Below are 15,864 nucleotides of genomic sequence, written 5' to 3' on the forward strand. Positions count from 1 at the left end.
ATGCGATCCTGAAGTTCTTTCGGGAGACCCTGCCCAACCAGTGGGAAACCTTCCGAAACCAAGTGTCAGATAGCTTCAGGGTCGTCACTCACGAAAAATTTCGGGTTTTGGCGTAAGCACGGTATAAGGGAAACCGGACCGGAGAATCTGCGTAGGCGACCCATGGAACTGACGGATAAGAAAATCACCATTGTGGGCGCTGGTATTGGCGGTCTTGCGGCGGCGGTCGCCCTGCGCCGCAAGGGTGCGCGGGTCACGGTTCTGGAGCAGGCCGAGGCGATTTCCGAAGTGGGCGCCGGGTTGCAGATCACCCCGAACGGTCTGGCGGTGCTGCAGGCGCTGGACCTGGCCGAGGATCTGGCCTGGACTGCCCCGCGGGCCCGCGCTGTGGTGCTGCGCAGCCATGCCAAAGGGGCTGAGGTTCTGCGCCTCGATCTGGAGCAATACGCGGCGGATCTGCGATACTATTTTGTGCATCGGTCGGATCTGATCGGCCTTTTGGCGGATGCCGCCCGGCAAGAGGGCGTGAAGGTACGCCTATTGCAAAAGGTCGAACGGGTCGAGCCGGGTCCGGAGCCGATGGTGCATCTGGCCAATGGGGCGGGCTGTGGCGGTGATCTGGTGATCGGCGCAGACGGGCTACATTCGCGGGTGCGCGCGGCGCTCAACGCCCCGCGGCAGCCGTTCTTCACCGGACAGGTCGCCTGGCGCGCCATCGTGCCGAACCATATCGGCCTGACGGCTGAGGCGCAGGTCTTCATGGGGCCGGGCCGCCATCTGGTGGCCTATCCGCTGCGGGACGGCTCCATCGTCAACCTTGTCGCCGCGCAGGAGCGGCGCGGCTGGGCCGAGGAAGGCTGGAACCTCAAGGACGACCCGGACAATCTGCGCCGCGCCTTTACCGGATTTGGCGGCGATGCAAAGGATCTCCTGGACGCGGTCGAGGATGTGGCGCTCTGGGGGCTGTTCCGGCACCCGGTGGCAGAGCATTGGTATGGCGACTCCATGGCGCTGTTGGGCGATGCCGCCCATCCGACGCTGCCCTTTATGGCGCAGGGGGCCAATCTGGCGCTTGAGGATGCCTGGACGCTCTGCGCCGCGCTGGAAGAGGCCCCTGACATGCAAACCGGGTTGGCGCTTTATCAGAACCGTCGCCGCGCCCGCGCGGAGAAAGTGGTGGCCGCCGCCACCGGCAATGCCTGGAAATATCACCTGCGCCCGCCGTTTAACTGGCCTGCGCATCAGGTGCTGAAACTGGCTGGACGGCTGGCGCCGCAGATGATGGTGGGACAGTTCGACTGGATCTACCGCCACGATGTGACTGCGCCGCAGCCGGGCTGATCCGGCTGGGCTGAGGCGCCGCGCCGCGGCCTCAGATGTCGAGTTCGACCCAGACGGGCACGTGATCCGACGGCTTTTCCCGCCCGCGCACATCCTTGTCGATCTGGCAATCCGTCAGCAGATCCGCCGCCTGCGGGGTCAGCAGGAAATGGTCGATGCGGATCCCGTCGTTGCGGTTCCAGGCGCCTGCCTGGTAATCCCAGAAGGAATAATAGCCCGGCCCCTGTTGACGGGCGCGGAAGGCCTCGGTAAAGCCGAGGTTGACGATCCGCTGGAAGGCGGCGCGGCTTTCGGGGCGGTGCAGGGCATCCTCGGCCCAGGCCTCGGGGCGTTTGGCATCCTCGGGCTGGGGGATGATGTTGTAATCCCCGGCCATCAGTGCGGGCATCTCATCGGCCAGAAGATCCTTGGCGCGATTGCGCAGCCGCTCCATCCACGCGAGTTTATAGGCGTATTTGCCGCCGGGCACCGGGCTGCCATCGTCGGTCAGCTCCACCGGGTTGCCGTTGGGCAGGTAAAGCCCACAGATGCGGATCGCCTGTTTGCCGACCACGGTGGCCTCGATCCAGCGCGCCTGCTCGTCACTGTCATCGCCGGGCAATCCGCGGCTGACATCTTCGAGCGGCAGTTTTGACAGGATCGCCACTCCGTTGAAGCTTTTCTGACCATGGGTTTCGACGTTGTAACCGCGTTCTTCGAAAATCTCGCGCGGGAAGGCCTCGTCGACCGATTTGATTTCCTGCAGCAGAACAACATCCGGCTGTGCTTCATCGAGCCAGTCGGGCAGGGCATTGGCGCGGGCTTTGATGCCGTTGATGTTGAACGTGGCGATTTTCATGTCGGATCTCCAGGCGCGCCCGGCGACCGCAGGGGTGCGGGCGGGGCATTTGGGGTTGCCGATCTATCGCCCAAACAGGGGGCCAGAGCAAGGGCTGGCCACGGAGGGGCGAATCACTTATGCGGGCTGGCGCTGACGGGTGAAAGGCTCGTTTTGCGACTTTGCATGTATCCACCTAGGGTTGTTGTTTTTGGTCTTGCAGGACTGCCTTTGTGGATAAGGATTAGTATAAGGTGTGTATGGTTTTAAATACCTGTAATTAAACGGTAATTTGGATTTGAAAGTTAAAGTGTCTGCCGCGGAAAAAGCAACCTGAAATTGCAGATTCCGGTTTGGGAATTGCCAGCTCCGTGCCAGCGTTTTGGTGGCGATAATGCCCAACACTCGGAGGTTTCCATGACTGCTTTGCTCAAGAAAAATGACGTTCAATCTGCCGCTACTTCATCCGCTGAGGCTGCCGCTGCCAGCCTGTTTGGCGGCGAAGCTGTCGAGATGTTTTCGTCCGGATCGGCGCCCTCTGCGGACCTGATGACAGGCGGCGGTGCGGAGATGTTCAGCTCCGGTTCCGCGCCGTGTGCCGCGGATAGTTTTGGCGGTGAGGCGGTTTCGCTGTTCAGCTCGGGCTCTGCACCGGTTGCGGATGGCAGCCAGTCCAGCGGCGCGCTGACCGGTCTTTTTTCCTCGGGCTCGGCGCCGCAGGCCCGGGCGCGCACCGATCAGGGGGATGTCACCGGCCTGTTTTCCTCGGGCAGCTGAGGCAGGTGCCCCTATAAAAACCGCACCATAAACAGGGGCGATGATCATGACCTGATCATCTAAAAGCGGGGGCACCGCCGATCCGATCCGGGGGTGCCCGCAATACTGATCCTTCTACTGCCCACCACCCACTGCACAGCGCACAAAAGGAGCTCGCCTCCATGGCACAGGTTCTTGCCTTTCCGACAGATCGTATCCGGCCCCCGGGGGGCAATGTGGCTGTGCTAAGCGATACCTTTGCGCGGCAACGGCGCAGCCGGGAGAATGTGTTCTGGCTGAAGGAAAACGCCGAGTTGCTGAATATTCTCGAATGCACGGGGGCAGAGGTGCCGGTCGTGGCACTTGCACCTTTCGAGGCGTTTTACGACACAGCAGAGCGGCGGTTGAGTTTCTTCCGGCAATACTACCGCTTCATCCTGTCCATCTGTCTTGACCTGGAGGATCTGGGAGTGGATGGCGGCAAGGGTGAAGAGATGGCTGCCTGGGTTGAGGGCAGCGATCTGGTGGGCGCCGAATTGTCCGACCTGCAACGGGCCGAGGCACGGCGGCTGCTGGCGCGCCGGGGGATCATGCTGGACTTGCCGGGGCTGGATCAGCGTCTGCATGATTTCATCGAAAACTCGCAGACCTTTGCGCTGCCGAACAAAAAGGCGGGATATGAGCTCACCCATATCGTGTTCTACCTGTCCGAATACGGTCGCAGGGATCCGGGGCTGAGCCAGGCAGCGCTGCGCAGTCTGGAGTACGCCGGGGTGGTGTCATTTCTCGATCAGGATGCGGATCTGCTTGCCGAGATCTGCATCGCGCTGCGCTATGCCGGGGGAGAGGTGTCTATGATCTGGGAGGACTGGCTGACCGCGCAAACCGATGGTTTCGCCGCAATACCGCAGGGCTTTACCGGCGGGGGCGATGACTATCACTGCTATTTTGTCTGCAACTGGCTACGCGCCCTGACTGGCGGGAAGGCCTTTGACCACCGTCTGCCGCAGGGCGCGACGCACCTGAAGGCGCCTGAGGGCGCCGGGGTTCTGCGCAGCCTGTCCATGGCTCTGTATGAGGCAGACGTGGCGCGCGGCGGGGACTGGGCGTTGGCACGGGACAGGCTGGCGTCAGGGTTGGATCCGGCGCAGCGAAACGTACTGGCGCAAGCCGAAAACAGCTGCGCCTGCTTCGGGCAGTTCTTCGAAGGCTTCCTGCGCAGCGGCCATGCGGGGCGGGCGTGATGGGATTGCCCTTTGCCCTGACCGGCGCGATGTTCGCTGTCCTTTATACCGGGTTCATCGCCTCGGCCGATGGCATTACCAAGCTGTTGGCGGGCGGCTATGCCCCGGCGCAGCTTTATGCTCTGTCCGGGGCGGTTGTGGCGGGGCTTTGCGCCGCGACCACCTTCATCCGCGGCGGCGCCCGGTCGCTACCGGACGGGCTGCGCACGGACTGCCGCTGGGCCATGGCGCTGCGGTCCGCGGCCACGGTGGCGGCGGCCTTGTGTTTCTTCTATGCCTTCCGTCTGCTGCCCTTTGCCGAGGTGTTCATCTTTATCGGGCTGATGCCGCTTCTGGCCGGGCTGATGTCGGCGCCGGTCCTGCGCGAGCCGGTGCGCCCCGGTGCCTGGCTGGCACTGGCGGCGGGTTTCGGTGGGGTGATCTGCGTCTTTCCGGGCGGTCTTTCCAGCCTGACCGCAGGCCACGCGGTGGCGCTGGGGGCCTCAGCGCTGGGGACGCTGTCAATCACCCTGTCACGCTATATCGGGCGGCATGAGCAGAACGTGCTGGCGCAGGTATTCTATCCCAATCTGGTGCTCAGCCTTGTCATGCTGCCGGTGCTGCCCTTTGTCTGGCTGCCGATGCCAATGGCGGATGTGGTCTGGGCGCTGAGCTATGCCGGGCTGTTGTTCGGGGCGCGCTGGCTGCTGGTGGCGGCGTTGCGGCGGTTGCCATCCTATGCGGTGACGCCGCTGATGAACCTGCAATTCGTCTGGATGGTGCTGATTGGCGCCCTTGGGTTTGGCGAGCTACCGGGGCAGGGCACCTGGATGGGCGCCGCAGTGATTGCTGCCTCGGGCATCTATCTGGTCTGGGATCAACTGGCCCCGCGGCAGGCTGTCTGGGGCAGGGCGGTGATCACTGCGCGGCAGCGGGTCCGCCATAGTGCAGCTGCCGCGATGCGCTCCGATCCGTAATTCGGTCGTTGCCTGCCGGTATGTCCGTCGATTAAAACCGGTCTGTTGCTCTCCGGGCGCTGACGTACGCCATCTGGCGCCCGGATGAGAAGACTTACATCGAGAAGGAGGTGCCGCAGCCGCAGCTGGAGGTGGCATTCGGGTTCTCGATGGTGAAACGCGCGCCGATCAGCTCTTCGGTGAAATCGATGACCGCGTTTTCCAGAAACGGCAGCGAAACCGCATCCACCACAACCTTTTCACCGCCGCCTTCGAGCACCAGATCCTCGGGCGTCGGGGTGTCGAGGCCGATCTCATACTGGAAACCGGAACAACCGCCCCCTTCGACGGCGACCCGCAAAGCCTGACCCTGACCGGCGGCGCCGATCTCGGCGAGGCGCGCAAAGGCGCGTTCTGTGACTTTTGGGGGCAATTGCATATATTTTCTCCCAAATATGTGGTGCCGCGTGCTAACCCATATATAGAAAGTCCTGGGCGGGCGACAAGATTTGCGAAGGATAAAGATCAGAAATGAATGCGCCTTTTGCGACGATGCCAAATCGGAGCCGTGGCCGGTTGGTCGCCGAGGAAGAAAGCTACTTCCGCTCTCCCTTTCAACGGGACCGTGACCGCATCATCCACGCCAGCGCCTTTCGCAGGCTCAAGCACAAGACGCAGGTCTTTGTCGAACACGAAGGTGACAACTACCGCACCCGGCTGACCCATTCGATCGAGGTCGGGCAGGTGGCGCGGACGATTGCCGGGGCGCTGGGGCTCAATCAGGAACTGACTGAGGCGGTCGCGCTGGCGCATGATCTGGGGCACACGCCCTTTGGCCATACGGGCGAGGATGCGCTGCATGCGCTGATGGCGCCCTATGGCGGTTTTGATCATAATGCACAGGCAATCCGCATCGTTACCAGCCTTGAACGCCACTATGCCAATTTCGACGGGCTGAACCTGACCTGGGAAACGCTGGAGGCCATCGCAAAGCATAATGGCCCGGTCACTGGCCCGCTGCCCTGGGCGCTGGCCGAATTCAACGACACCATGGATCTGGAGCTCAGCACCCACGCCAGCGCCGAAGCGCAGGTGGCGGCACTGGCCGATGATATCGCCTATAACAATCACGATTTGCACGACGGGTTGCGGGCAGAGTTGTTTAGCGATGTGGAAATCGCCGATCTGCCCATCGTCGGGTCGGCCTATAGCGAGGTGGACCTGCGCTATCCTGGGCTTGAGCTGAACCGGCGCCGACACGAGGCGCTGCGGCGGGTCTTTGGCGTGATGGTCGAGGATGTAATCGCGACCTCTCGCGGCCTGTTGCAGGAGGCCGGGGTGCAAAGCGTCGAAGATGTGCGCGCGCTGGGCGCGCCGGTAGTGGCCTTTTCCGACGGGTTGTGGAGGGATCTGAAGGAGATCCGTGCGTTCCTGTTCCAGCGCATGTACCGGGCGCCGAAGGTCATGAAGAAACGCGCCGAGGTGGCGCAGGTGGTCGAAGCGTTGTTTCCCTACTTTCTGGCCAACCCCTATCAGATGCCGGAGCGCTGGCACGCCGAGATCCGCGCTGCGGACAGCCAGACCGTTCTTGCGCGTCTGGTGTCGGATTACATTGCGGGCATGACGGACCGATTTGCGCTGCAGGAACATGAGCGGCTGATCCTGGGGAAACCTGCGGCCTAGCGCAGTGGACTGGCGCGCATGAGGGCCATTCGGGCGTTGCGGACCAGTTTGCGCTGCCCATTGGGGCATGACAGGCCTTGTGGCGGTCTCTGATGGTTGACCCCTGACGCAGGCGTGGGTATCCGCTAGATCAAACCAATAGGACGCCCGATATGAACCTCTTCAACGATATCCGCTCGCTTGTGATCGACAGCCTGAACGCGTTGACCGCCGACGGCACGCTGCCCGAGGGGCTTTCTTTCGACAACGTGGCGGTGGAGCCGCCCCGCGATCCGGCGCATGGGGATATGGCGACCAATGCAGCCATGGTGCTGGCGAAACCGGCCAAGAAAAAGCCGCGCGATATTGCCGAGGCACTGGCGGCACATCTGGCGCAGGATGATCGGATCACCTCTGCCGAAGTGGCCGGTCCGGGCTTTTTGAACCTGCGTCTTGCACCGTCCGTCTGGCAGGGTGTTCTGGGTTCCGTTCTGGCGGATGGCACGGCCTATGGGAAATCCGAGCTGGGGCAGGGCAAACGGGTCAACGTGGAATATGTCTCCGCCAACCCGACCGGCCCGCTGCATGTGGGGCACACGCGCGGCGCGGTCTTCGGCGACGCGCTGGCCTCGCTGCTGGCCTACGCGGGTTATGACGTCACCCGCGAATATTATATCAACGATGGCGGCGGTCAGGTCGATGTGCTCGCCCGTTCCGTCTACCTGCGCTATCTTGAGGCGCACGGCCAGGAGGTCGCATTCGAGGATGGAACCTATCCCGGCGATTACCTGATCGAGGTCGGCCAGGCGCTGAAGGATAAGGTAGGCGATGCCTATGTCGGCAAAGGCGAAGACGTCTGGCTGCAGGAAGTGCGCAATTTCGCTACCGACGCGATGATGGATCTGATCCGCGAGGATCTGAAGCTGCTCGGCATCGAAATGGATGTCTTCTTCTCCGAAAAATCGCTTTATGGCACCGGCAAGATCGAATCCGCGCTGGAAAGTCTTGATGCCAAGGGACTCATCTACCAAGGCGTGCTGGAGCCGCCGAAAGGCAAGAAGCCGGAAGACTGGGAGCCGCGTGAGCAGACCCTGTTCAAATCCACCGAACACGGCGATGACGTGGATCGTCCGGTGAAGAAATCTGATGGCGCCTGGACCTATTTCGCCCCCGATATCGCCTATCACTATGACAAGGTGGAGCGTGGCTTTGACGAGCTGATCGACATCTTTGGTGCCGATCACGGCGGCTATGTGAAGCGCATGAAGGCCGCTGTGTCGGCCCTGTCCGATGGTAAGGTGCCGCTGGATATCAAGCTGTGCCAATTGGTGAAGCTGTTCAAGGACGGTCAGGAATTCAAGATGTCCAAACGGGCAGGGACATTTGTTACCCTGCGCGACGTGGTCGAGGCCGTGGGTCCGGATGTGACCCGTTTCATGCTGCTTACCCGCAAGAACGATCAGGGCTTTGACTTTGATCTCGACAAGGCGCTGGAGCAGTCCAAAGACAACCCGGTCTTTTACGTGCAATACGCCAATGCGCGGATCTGCTCGACCTTGCGCAAGGCGGAAGAGGCGGGAATCGCTTCTGATGATGCGGCCCTAGCCGATGCGGATCTGTCGCTGCTGGCCGCTCCGGCGCAGCTGTCGGTGGCCCGCAAGCTGGCGGAATGGCCGCGCCTGGTGGAAATTGCTGCCCGCAGCAACGAGCCGCACCGCGTAGCCTTCTACCTCTACGATCTGGCTTCGGATCTGCACGGCCTGTACCATCTCGGCAAAAGCGACAAAAGTTTACGATTTGTTAACGAGAGCAGCCAATCGGCAACACATGCCAATTTGGCACTTGCACGGGCCGTTTCCATTGTCATTTCCGCTGGTCTTGGTATTCTTGGCGTGACCCCGGCGGAAGAGATGCGATAAAAATACGCACAGACCGCCGGAACGAGGCAGTTCAAGAGACCCGAAAATGCGGCGCAGGTGATGTGGCGCATGAAACGGGCAGTGAGGCGGATAATGGCGTATTTTACGCAGGCGGGCACGCGCCCGGCCTATGACCAGAGCGGAGTCGCAGGTGGCGATTCTGCCGGTGGTGTTCAGTATCAGCGACAGCAGCAGTTCGGTGCCTATGACCCGTCGGTCCAGCCGCAGGCACAGCAGAGTTTTGTTCCACCCCAAGCCACTGCAGCCCCTGCCGCGTCCTATGCACCGCAGGGTTTTGGTGGCTTTGATCCGGCGCAGGCCGATGGGACCGGCTATGAGGCGGATGCCTATATGGCCGATGATTACGGCTACGCCGAGGATGCTGCGCCTGCCGGGCGGGCAGGATTTGGCCGGATGGCCGGAATGCTCGGTGCGGTCGCTTCGCTGGCGCTGGTCGTCGGGATCGGCGTCTGGGGCTACAAGCTGGTGATGCGCGATGTCAGCGGCGTGCCTGTGGTGCGCGCGGTCGAAGGGCCGATGCGCGTGCAGCCGGAAAACCCCGGCGGCCGTCCGGCAGACCATCAGGGGCTGGCAGTGAACGCCGTGGCCGCAACCGGCACTGCCGAGGATCCAGCAGAGCGTCTGGTGCTGGCGCCGCAACCCATTGAGCTGACCGAGGACGACCGGCCGATGTCGGAACTGGCGCAGCAGGCCGAACAGAACCGCGCCGACCGCGAGGCGCCCGCAGTTTCGGATCAGTCTCTGGCCGCCTATCAAAGCGGTGACATCAACGCCCTAGTGGCTGAACTTACCGATGGGGTAACGCCTCTTGGTGCAGAGACATCGGATGCAGCGCCGGAGCAGGTTTCCAATGCCTCTGTCGCGGCCCCCGAGATCGTACAGCCGCAGCCCCTGAAACCGGTTGAAATCGCCGCTGTTTCCTCCGCGCCGCAACCTTCTGCCGCGCTGCTAAAAGCGCCGGGCGTCAAGGTTTCGCTGCGCCCGAACCTGCGGCCTGCGCGGTTCACCCCCGCAGCTGCCCCGGCCGCAACTCCCAGCTCTGCTGTCGCGATCGAGGTTTCTGCCGACAGCCTGCCCGCTGGTACGCGCCTGGCGCAGCTTGGCGCTTATGAAAGTGCTGAGGTCGCCCGCTCCGAATGGGACCGGATCTATGCGCAGTTCGACGACTACCTTGCCGACAAGAAACGGGTGATCCAGCGCGCCGAAAGCGGTGGCCGCACCTTCTACCGTCTGCGGGCCATGGGCTTTGACGGGCTGTCCGATGCCCGCCGGTTCTGCTCTGCACTGGTGGCAGGCAATGCCGACTGCATCCCCGTGACCACCCGATGACAGGATTTGGCGCGACCATTCTGGATGCAGAGGGGCTGCGCCTCACCCAGAATGAAAAGGCCCTGTTCCGCGATGCGGATCCTTTTGGCTTTATCCTGTTTGCCCGCAATATCAGCTCTGCAGATCAGGTCCGTGCCCTCTGCGGAGAGCTTCGCGACTCCGTGGGCCGCGATTGCCTGATCACCATCGATCAGGAAGGTGGCCGGGTGCAGCGCCTGCGCCCGCCACTGGGGCGCGACTGGCTGCCGCCGATGGAACACGCGGTTCAGGCTGGTGACGGCGCCGAACGGGCCATGTATCTGCGCTATCGCCTGATTGCGCATGAGTTGCACGCGCTTGGCATCGACAGCAACTGCGCCCCGATTGCAGATATCGCCTCTGCCGACACTCACCCGTTTCTGCGCAATCGCTGCTATGGCGAGGCTTTGCCGGATGTGACCGCACTGGCTCGCGCGGTGGCCGAGGCGCATCTTGATGGCGGCGTGGTGCCGGTTCTGAAACATATTCCCGGCCATGGCCGTGCGGTGGCGGACAGCCACCTGGACCTGCCGCATGTGGCTGCATCAGCCGCCGATCTGGAAGCAACGGATTTCGCGGCTTTCCGGGCGCTGAATGACCTGCCCATGGCAATGACCGCACATATCGTCTTTGACGCGCTTGATCCGCGCCCGGCGACCCTGTCGCCCCCGGTGATGGAGCGGATCCGCAAGCACATCGGTTTTGACGGGCTGATCATGACCGACGATATCTCGATGAAGGCCCTGCAGGGCGCACCGGCAGATATCGCCCGACAATCCCGGGCGGCGGGCTGCGATATCGTTCTGCTGTGCAATGCCGATCTTGCCGTGCGTACGCAGGTGGCAGAGGCTGCCGGAACCCTGGATGAGGTGGGGCAAAACCGCGCCCTGCGGGCCATCGCGGCGCGCAAAACCCCCGCTGCGCTTGACATAGAGGCTGCCGAGGCCGAACTTGCTGCCCTGATGGGCGGAAAGGTTTATGTCTGAAGAGTCACTTTTTCCGGAAGAAGTTCAGCCCTCGGTCGAGGATCGGCTGGCGGCTGAGGAGCTGATTGTCGATGTCGACGGCTATGAGGGGCCGCTCGACCTGTTGTTGACGCTGTCGCGCACCCAGAAGGTGGATCTGCGGCGTATTTCGGTTCTGGAGCTTGCCCGGCAATATCTTAGTTTCGTGGAGCGTGCCAAGGAGCTGCGGATCGAACTGGCCGCTGATTATCTGGTGATGGCGGCCTGGCTGGCCTTCCTGAAATCGCGGCTGTTGCTCCCCCCCGACCCCGAAGAAGAAGGCCCCTCGGGGGAGGAACTGGCGGCGCATCTGGCGTTCCAGCTGGAGCGGCTTCAGGCCATGCGCGATGCGGCGGCGCGGCTGATGGGGCGGGACCAGCTGGGGCGGGATTTCTTTGCCCGTGGGCAAAGCGAAACGGTCGAACGTATCCGCACCGTGACCTATAGCGCCAACCTTCTCGACCTGATGCAGGGCTATGCCAGGATCCGCACCCGCGACGATTTTCGCCCCTTTGTGATGGACCGGGATTCGGTCTTCACCATGGAGGAGGCGTTGGAGCGGATGCGCGGTCTCATTGGTTTTACCGGCAGCTGGACCGATATGCTGAGCTACCTGCCGGATGGCTGGCACAGTGATCCCGTGAAACGGCGCTCTGCCACGGCGGCGACCTTTGCCGCCTCCCTGCAGCTGGTCAAGGAAGGCCAGCTGGAAATCCGCCAGAACGAGACCTTTGCGCCGATCCAGTTGCGCCACCTGAACGGGAACACCTGATGGAAGATTTCAGCAACCAGGAGCCGGAAAAGGCGCAGCAGGAGTCGGACAGCCTGTTCGATGCCCCGCCCATGGCCGAGCAGGAGCGCATGGTCGAGGCGGTGCTGTTCGCCAGTACCGAGCCTGTCACCCTCCGTGATCTGGAGGCCCGCATGCCGCATGGCTGCAACCCGGGCGAGGCGCTGGAATACCTGCGCAAACGCTACGAGGGGCGCGGTGTCAGGGTGGTGCGCGTCGGCGATGCCTGGGCAATCCGCACGGCGCCGGACCTTGGCTTCCTGATGCAGAAGGAAATCGTCGAGACCCGCAAGCTGAGCCGCGCTGCGATCGAAACCCTGGCTATCATCGCCTATCATCAGCCGGTGACGCGGGCCGAGATCGAAGAGATCCGCGGCGTATCGGTGTCCCGTGGCACCATTGATCAGCTTTTGGAAATGGAGTGGATCCGCCTTGGTCGCCGCCGCATGACGCCGGGCCGCCCGGTAACATTCGTGGTGACACCGGTGTTCCTGGATCACTTCGGTCTGGAAAGCGCCCGCGACCTGCCGGGGTTGAAGGAACTGCGCTCTGCTGGGCTGCTGGAAAGCCGCCCGCCGCCGGGCAGCTTCCCGACGGGGCAGGGCGGTGACGGCGGGGACGAGGATCCCGAGGAGCAGCCAGAGCTGTTCGAAAGCTGACGATTTCGTGTGCGGGGGCAGCCTGCCAATAAATCGTCCCATTCCGATGTCACAATGGCATGTGAACGGAACCGGAGCCTAATGATGAACGTCGAATCCATTCTCAACATGATCATGCGCCGCCTTGTCGGGCGGGCCGTCAACTCTGGCGTGGATGCGGGGCTCAACGCGCTGTCGGGGCGCAGTGGAAAACGCGGGCGGGGCGGGCAGGCGGAAAACCGACCCGAGACACCGGCAGAGGCGGAAGAACGCGCTGAACGCGAAAGGATCCGCGAGATGCGGCAGGAGCGGCGTGCGCGGCGCGCCCAGCGGGACAACCGCTGAGCTTTTCCGCCTGGGGGCGCTTCCGGCGTCAGCTAGATTGCGGCTGTTTGAAGTGCTTGGACAGTTTCAGTCCCTGTCCCTGATAGTTGGAGGCTATGCCCGCGCCATATAGCTGCTGCGGCACCTCAGCCATACGTTCATAGACCAATCGACCGACGACTTGCCCGTGTTCCAGCACGAAAGGCGCTTCGTGGCAGCGCACCTCAAGCACGCCACGCGATCCTGCTCCGCCGACTGAAGCGTGACCGAAGCCGGGATCGAAAAAGCCCGCGTAATGCACCCGGAATTCCCCGACCATGGCCAGATAGGGCGCCATTTCGGCGGCATAGGCGGGCGGGATATGCACGGCCTCGCGGCTGACAAGGATGTAAAAGGCGCCGGGATCCAGAATGATGCGGCCCTTGGTGGTGCGCACCTCTTCCCAGTAATCCTGCGGATCGTATTCGCCGATCCGGTCCAGATCGATCACCCCGGTATGCGGTTTGGCCCGGTAGCCCACTAGATCGGTACCTGGCAGTTGCAGGTCCACGGAAAAGCCCAAGCCATCCTCGATCACCGCCTCGCCATCCACCAGCGGGCTTTCTGCGTGCAGCGCGCTTAGTTCCTGATCGCTCAGCACCGCCTGACCGGTGCGGAAGCGGATCTGATTGAGCCGCATGCCGGGGCGCACCAGCACGGAGAAGGAACGCGGGCATATCTCGGCATACAGCGGCCCGGTGTAACCCGGCTTGATGCGGTCGAACTCCTCGCCGCCATCGGTGATGGTGCGCGTGAGCAGGTCCAGCCGCCCGGTTGAGCTTTTGGCATTGGCCACGGCGGAGACGTCATGCGGCAGGGCCAAACCTTCGAGGAGCGGCACCACGTAGACGCAGCCCTTTTCCAGAACAGCGCCGCCATCCAGATCAATGCGGTGCATTTCAAATTCAGAGAGGCGATCAGCGACCGTGTTGCCGTGTCCAGAGAGGAAGGAGGCGCGCACGCGGTAGGCCACGTGACCCAGCCGGAGGTCCAGACTTGCAGGCTGGATTTGCCCGTCGATCAAAGGCTCGGACAGGGTGATCTCGCCCTGCTGCAGCATGGTTTCCAGTGTCTGGCTGGGTAAAACGCCTGTCATTGTCTTTCTCCCGTCTGGCCGGGCATCCGCCCGGTCGGGCTGCTGTTCAAGACGACCCAGATGATGGTCCCGATCTGTAACCCCAGGCTACACATACACAAAACGCCTGGGTGCGCAAACACCCAGGCGTTTTGTATGGTCGGGCTAGCAGGACTCGAACCTGCGACCTTCCGTCCCCCAGACGGACGCGCTACCAGGCTGCGCCATAGCCCGTTGAAGCGCTTTCTACCGTTTTTCCCGGCGGGGGCAAGAGGCATTGCCAAGTTTTTCCGCTGCTTTGGAAAATTAATGTGCTTCCAGCCATTGGCGCAGCTCGGCGGCGCATTCGGCAACTTCGGCGCGCACTTCGGGCCGCAGTTCCGTTGTCTGCGACAACAGGGCCAGAACACCGGGACGCAGGCTGACCTGGGCGGCCAGATTTTCGTCGGGCACGGAAATGATTCGCGGCTTGGATTCCTCCATCGGGAGATCCCCGGTCGGGGGGAAACCTGCTTCGGGCGCATCGGTTGCAGCGTCCTGCTCCGCATTGTCCGGCAGGCCCGGAGGGGCAAATCCTTCCCGCGGTGCATCTGCATCCATGGCATCCTGCAGGGCTGCATCTGCGTCGGATTCGGCCAGTTCCTCGGCCAGTTCCTCGTCCAGTTGCTCTGAGAGTTCCTCAGGCAGGATGGCTTCGACAGGGGCTTGCTCGGATGCGGGGTCAGGCTCGTCTTGCTCCGTAGCCATAACCTCAGTCGGCGCTTCCTCGGCCATCGGGTCGGCGTGGGCGTCGCCCAGCTCGGCGGGCTCGCTCTCACCCAAGGGCGTGGGAGCGTCGAGGTGGCTGGTGAGCGGCACAGCAGGGTCAATCGGCGCGGTTGGCGGCACGGTCTCGTCCGGTGCGAAGCCGACCTCGAAGGCAGGCTCCGCCTGATCTTCGGTTGGCACAAGCGCTTCTGCATCCGGATTCGGCGCCGACTGGACCTCGCTGTCGGTGTCATCCGTGGTACTGTCCGCTTCTCCTGCGAAGGGGGCTGGTTCGGCTGTTGCCTCCGGCGCGGCGGTTTCCTCGATCACCGGGTCTGCCTCGCATTCCGGGGCAGGGGCGTCGTGGCCGCCAAGGTCCATCATGATCTGTGCAGGTTCCGGCTCTGTGGAGACGGGCTGCACCTCGTCGAAAGGCAGGCTTTCTTCGCCGCTCAGGTCGTCTTGTGGCGGGGGAAGTTCTTCCGACAGGTCAGAGGCAATAGGTTGATCCGCCGATGTGTCGGGCTCCGCATTGGTGGCCTCGGACAGGGTATCGTCGGCCTCCGCCTGCACCAGTGGCGACTCATCCTGATCCAGTTCCGAGATGGTCTCTGGAATGCTCTCAGCTTGCGATGCACTGGGCACGGCGCCCGCCTGGCTTTCGTCAGCGACCTCTGCAAAGGGATCAAATTGTTCCTGTTCGAAAAACGGCAGATGGCTGGCGGGGCGCGGCGAGTCTTCTTCCGCTCCTGCGCTTTCACCCGCGATCTCGGGGGCGCCCTCGACGCTGGCCCCAGGCGTTGCGCCAGCGCCGGGATGCGCTGCGGCAGAATCTGTGGCTGCATTGCTCTGGGCGAACCCACCGCCGGATCCGGTTCCGTCCGGTTCTCCGGGGGAGGCCGTATCAAGGCTATGGGACATCTCGGAGACATGGGTAATGCCAAGGTCGCGCAGAATTGCCTGAACTTCCTTTATGGACATGCCATCGTCATGCAGCAGCTTGCGAATGCCACCTAGGAGCAGCATGTCCGCAGGGCGATAGTATCTGCGCCCACCGGCTCGCTTGACCGGTTTTACCTGGGTGAATTTGCTTTCCCAGAAGCGCAGGACATGCGCTTGCACCCCCAGCCATTCCGCCACTTCGCTGATGGTGCGGAAGGCGTCTGGTGATTTGGACATGGGTATTGATTCCGTTGGTTCTGGAC

Annotated in this window: 15 protein-coding genes and 1 tRNA gene; 11 read left to right on the top strand and 5 right to left on the bottom strand. The window is 62.8% G+C overall.

Annotation, left to right across the window (positions count from 1 at the left end):
* Positions 1–162 precede the first annotated feature (162 nt).
* Positions 163–1,341 (top strand): FAD-dependent monooxygenase, encoded by a 1,179-nt coding sequence (locus AAFO90_RS11395; RefSeq protein WP_347509495.1) that lies wholly within the window; start codon positions 163–165, stop codon positions 1,339–1,341.
* Between the two features lie 31 nt (positions 1,342–1,372).
* Here the strand turns inward: AAFO90_RS11395 and xth are convergent, their stop codons facing one another.
* Positions 1,373–2,179 carry an exodeoxyribonuclease III gene (gene xth, locus AAFO90_RS11400; protein WP_347509497.1) on the bottom strand — a complete coding sequence of 269 codons (807 nt, stop codon included), beginning with the start codon at positions 2,177–2,179 and terminating at the stop codon, positions 1,373–1,375.
* A 396-nt stretch (positions 2,180–2,575) separates the two neighbouring features.
* Here xth and AAFO90_RS11405 point away from each other — a divergent pair, with 396 nt between their 5' ends.
* The 3 genes from AAFO90_RS11405 to AAFO90_RS11415 all read left to right on the top strand — a co-directional run bounded on the left by AAFO90_RS11405 (position 2,576) and on the right by AAFO90_RS11415 (position 5,114).
* Positions 2,576–2,935: a DUF6749 family protein gene (locus AAFO90_RS11405; RefSeq protein WP_065273231.1), complete on the top strand. Its 360-nt coding sequence runs from the start codon at positions 2,576–2,578 to the stop codon at positions 2,933–2,935.
* A gap of 161 nt (positions 2,936–3,096) precedes the next feature.
* Complete coding sequence (locus AAFO90_RS11410) at positions 3,097–4,158, top strand: hypothetical protein (protein ID WP_347509498.1); 1,062 nt, start codon at positions 3,097–3,099, stop codon at positions 4,156–4,158.
* Positions 4,158–5,114, top strand: coding sequence for a DMT family transporter (locus AAFO90_RS11415; protein ID WP_347509499.1), 957 nt, complete (start codon positions 4,158–4,160; stop codon positions 5,112–5,114). The genes AAFO90_RS11410 and AAFO90_RS11415 overlap by 1 nt, the downstream gene beginning before the upstream one ends.
* A 94-nt stretch (positions 5,115–5,208) precedes the next feature.
* Here the strand turns inward: AAFO90_RS11415 and AAFO90_RS11420 are convergent, their stop codons facing one another.
* Positions 5,209–5,532, bottom strand: a complete 324-nt coding sequence (locus AAFO90_RS11420; RefSeq protein ID WP_065273234.1) for an iron-sulfur cluster assembly accessory protein — start codon at positions 5,530–5,532, stop codon at positions 5,209–5,211.
* A 92-nt stretch (positions 5,533–5,624) separates the two neighbouring features.
* Here AAFO90_RS11420 and AAFO90_RS11425 point away from each other — a divergent pair, with 92 nt between their 5' ends.
* The 7 genes from AAFO90_RS11425 (at position 5,625) to AAFO90_RS11455 (ending at position 12,819) form a co-directional block, all read left to right on the top strand.
* The gene (locus AAFO90_RS11425; protein ID WP_347509500.1) at positions 5,625–6,776 is read left to right on the top strand and encodes a deoxyguanosinetriphosphate triphosphohydrolase; all 1,152 of its coding nucleotides are present in this window, start codon (positions 5,625–5,627) and stop codon (positions 6,774–6,776) included.
* A gap of 152 nt (positions 6,777–6,928) precedes the next feature.
* Positions 6,929–8,674, top strand: a complete 1,746-nt coding sequence (gene argS / locus AAFO90_RS11430; RefSeq protein WP_347509501.1) for an arginine--tRNA ligase — start codon at positions 6,929–6,931, stop codon at positions 8,672–8,674.
* Between the two features lie 93 nt (positions 8,675–8,767).
* Positions 8,768–10,024, top strand: coding sequence for an SPOR domain-containing protein (locus AAFO90_RS11435; RefSeq protein ID WP_347509502.1), 1,257 nt, complete (start codon positions 8,768–8,770; stop codon positions 10,022–10,024).
* The gene (nagZ, locus tag AAFO90_RS11440) at positions 10,021–11,028 is read left to right on the top strand and encodes a beta-N-acetylhexosaminidase (RefSeq protein WP_347509503.1); all 1,008 of its coding nucleotides are present in this window, start codon (positions 10,021–10,023) and stop codon (positions 11,026–11,028) included. The genes AAFO90_RS11435 and nagZ overlap by 4 nt, the downstream gene beginning before the upstream one ends.
* The gene (locus tag AAFO90_RS11445; protein ID WP_347509504.1) at positions 11,021–11,818 is read left to right on the top strand and encodes a ScpA family protein; all 798 of its coding nucleotides are present in this window, start codon (positions 11,021–11,023) and stop codon (positions 11,816–11,818) included. The genes nagZ and AAFO90_RS11445 overlap by 8 nt, the downstream gene beginning before the upstream one ends.
* Complete coding sequence (gene scpB, locus AAFO90_RS11450; protein WP_347509505.1) at positions 11,818–12,495, top strand: SMC-Scp complex subunit ScpB; 678 nt, start codon at positions 11,818–11,820, stop codon at positions 12,493–12,495. The genes AAFO90_RS11445 and scpB overlap by 1 nt, the downstream gene beginning before the upstream one ends.
* An 84-nt stretch (positions 12,496–12,579) precedes the next feature.
* A complete protein-coding gene (locus AAFO90_RS11455; protein WP_065273241.1) occupies positions 12,580–12,819 on the top strand; it encodes a hypothetical protein in 240 nt (79 codons plus the stop codon).
* Between the two features lie 28 nt (positions 12,820–12,847).
* Here AAFO90_RS11455 and AAFO90_RS11460 read toward each other — a convergent pair whose 3' ends face one another.
* The 3 genes from AAFO90_RS11460 to AAFO90_RS11470 all read right to left on the bottom strand — a co-directional run bounded on the left by AAFO90_RS11460 (position 12,848) and on the right by AAFO90_RS11470 (position 15,838).
* Positions 12,848–13,933: a 2'-deoxycytidine 5'-triphosphate deaminase gene (locus AAFO90_RS11460; protein ID WP_065273242.1), complete on the bottom strand. Its 1,086-nt coding sequence runs from the start codon at positions 13,931–13,933 to the stop codon at positions 12,848–12,850.
* Between the two features lie 136 nt (positions 13,934–14,069).
* Positions 14,070–14,146, bottom strand: a tRNA-Pro gene (locus tag AAFO90_RS11465).
* 72 nt (positions 14,147–14,218) lie between these two features.
* On the bottom strand, positions 14,219–15,838 hold the full coding sequence (locus AAFO90_RS11470) for a MerR family transcriptional regulator (protein WP_347509506.1): 1,620 nt from the start codon (positions 15,836–15,838) through the stop codon (positions 14,219–14,221).
* Positions 15,839–15,864 lie beyond the last annotated feature (26 nt).

Origin of the sequence: Phaeobacter sp. CAU 1743, assembly GCF_039839315.1 — a bacterium.
Classification (GTDB): domain Bacteria; phylum Pseudomonadota; class Alphaproteobacteria; order Rhodobacterales; family Rhodobacteraceae; genus Phycobacter; species Phycobacter gallaeciensis_A.

Bases quoted from the DNA above. Each gene is read 5' to 3' on its own strand.
- AAFO90_RS11395 (WP_347509495.1), top strand. From the start codon at position 163: ATGGAACTGACGGATAAGAAAATCACCATTGTGGGCGCTGGTATTGGC.
- xth (WP_347509497.1), bottom strand. From the start codon at position 2,179: ATGAAAATCGCCACGTTCAACATCAACGGCATCAAAGCCCGCGCCAAT.
- AAFO90_RS11405 (WP_065273231.1), top strand. From the start codon at position 2,576: ATGACTGCTTTGCTCAAGAAAAATGACGTTCAATCTGCCGCTACTTCA.
- AAFO90_RS11410 (WP_347509498.1), top strand. From the start codon at position 3,097: ATGGCACAGGTTCTTGCCTTTCCGACAGATCGTATCCGGCCCCCGGGG.
- AAFO90_RS11415 (WP_347509499.1), top strand. From the start codon at position 4,158: ATGGGATTGCCCTTTGCCCTGACCGGCGCGATGTTCGCTGTCCTTTAT.
- AAFO90_RS11420 (WP_065273234.1), bottom strand. From the start codon at position 5,532: ATGCAATTGCCCCCAAAAGTCACAGAACGCGCCTTTGCGCGCCTCGCC.
- AAFO90_RS11425 (WP_347509500.1), top strand. From the start codon at position 5,625: ATGAATGCGCCTTTTGCGACGATGCCAAATCGGAGCCGTGGCCGGTTG.
- argS (WP_347509501.1), top strand. From the start codon at position 6,929: ATGAACCTCTTCAACGATATCCGCTCGCTTGTGATCGACAGCCTGAAC.
- AAFO90_RS11435 (WP_347509502.1), top strand. From the start codon at position 8,768: ATGGCGTATTTTACGCAGGCGGGCACGCGCCCGGCCTATGACCAGAGC.
- nagZ (WP_347509503.1), top strand. From the start codon at position 10,021: ATGACAGGATTTGGCGCGACCATTCTGGATGCAGAGGGGCTGCGCCTC.
- AAFO90_RS11445 (WP_347509504.1), top strand. From the start codon at position 11,021: ATGTCTGAAGAGTCACTTTTTCCGGAAGAAGTTCAGCCCTCGGTCGAG.
- scpB (WP_347509505.1), top strand. From the start codon at position 11,818: ATGGAAGATTTCAGCAACCAGGAGCCGGAAAAGGCGCAGCAGGAGTCG.
- AAFO90_RS11455 (WP_065273241.1), top strand. From the start codon at position 12,580: ATGAACGTCGAATCCATTCTCAACATGATCATGCGCCGCCTTGTCGGG.
- AAFO90_RS11460 (WP_065273242.1), bottom strand. From the start codon at position 13,933: ATGACAGGCGTTTTACCCAGCCAGACACTGGAAACCATGCTGCAGCAG.
- AAFO90_RS11470 (WP_347509506.1), bottom strand. From the start codon at position 15,838: ATGTCCAAATCACCAGACGCCTTCCGCACCATCAGCGAAGTGGCGGAA.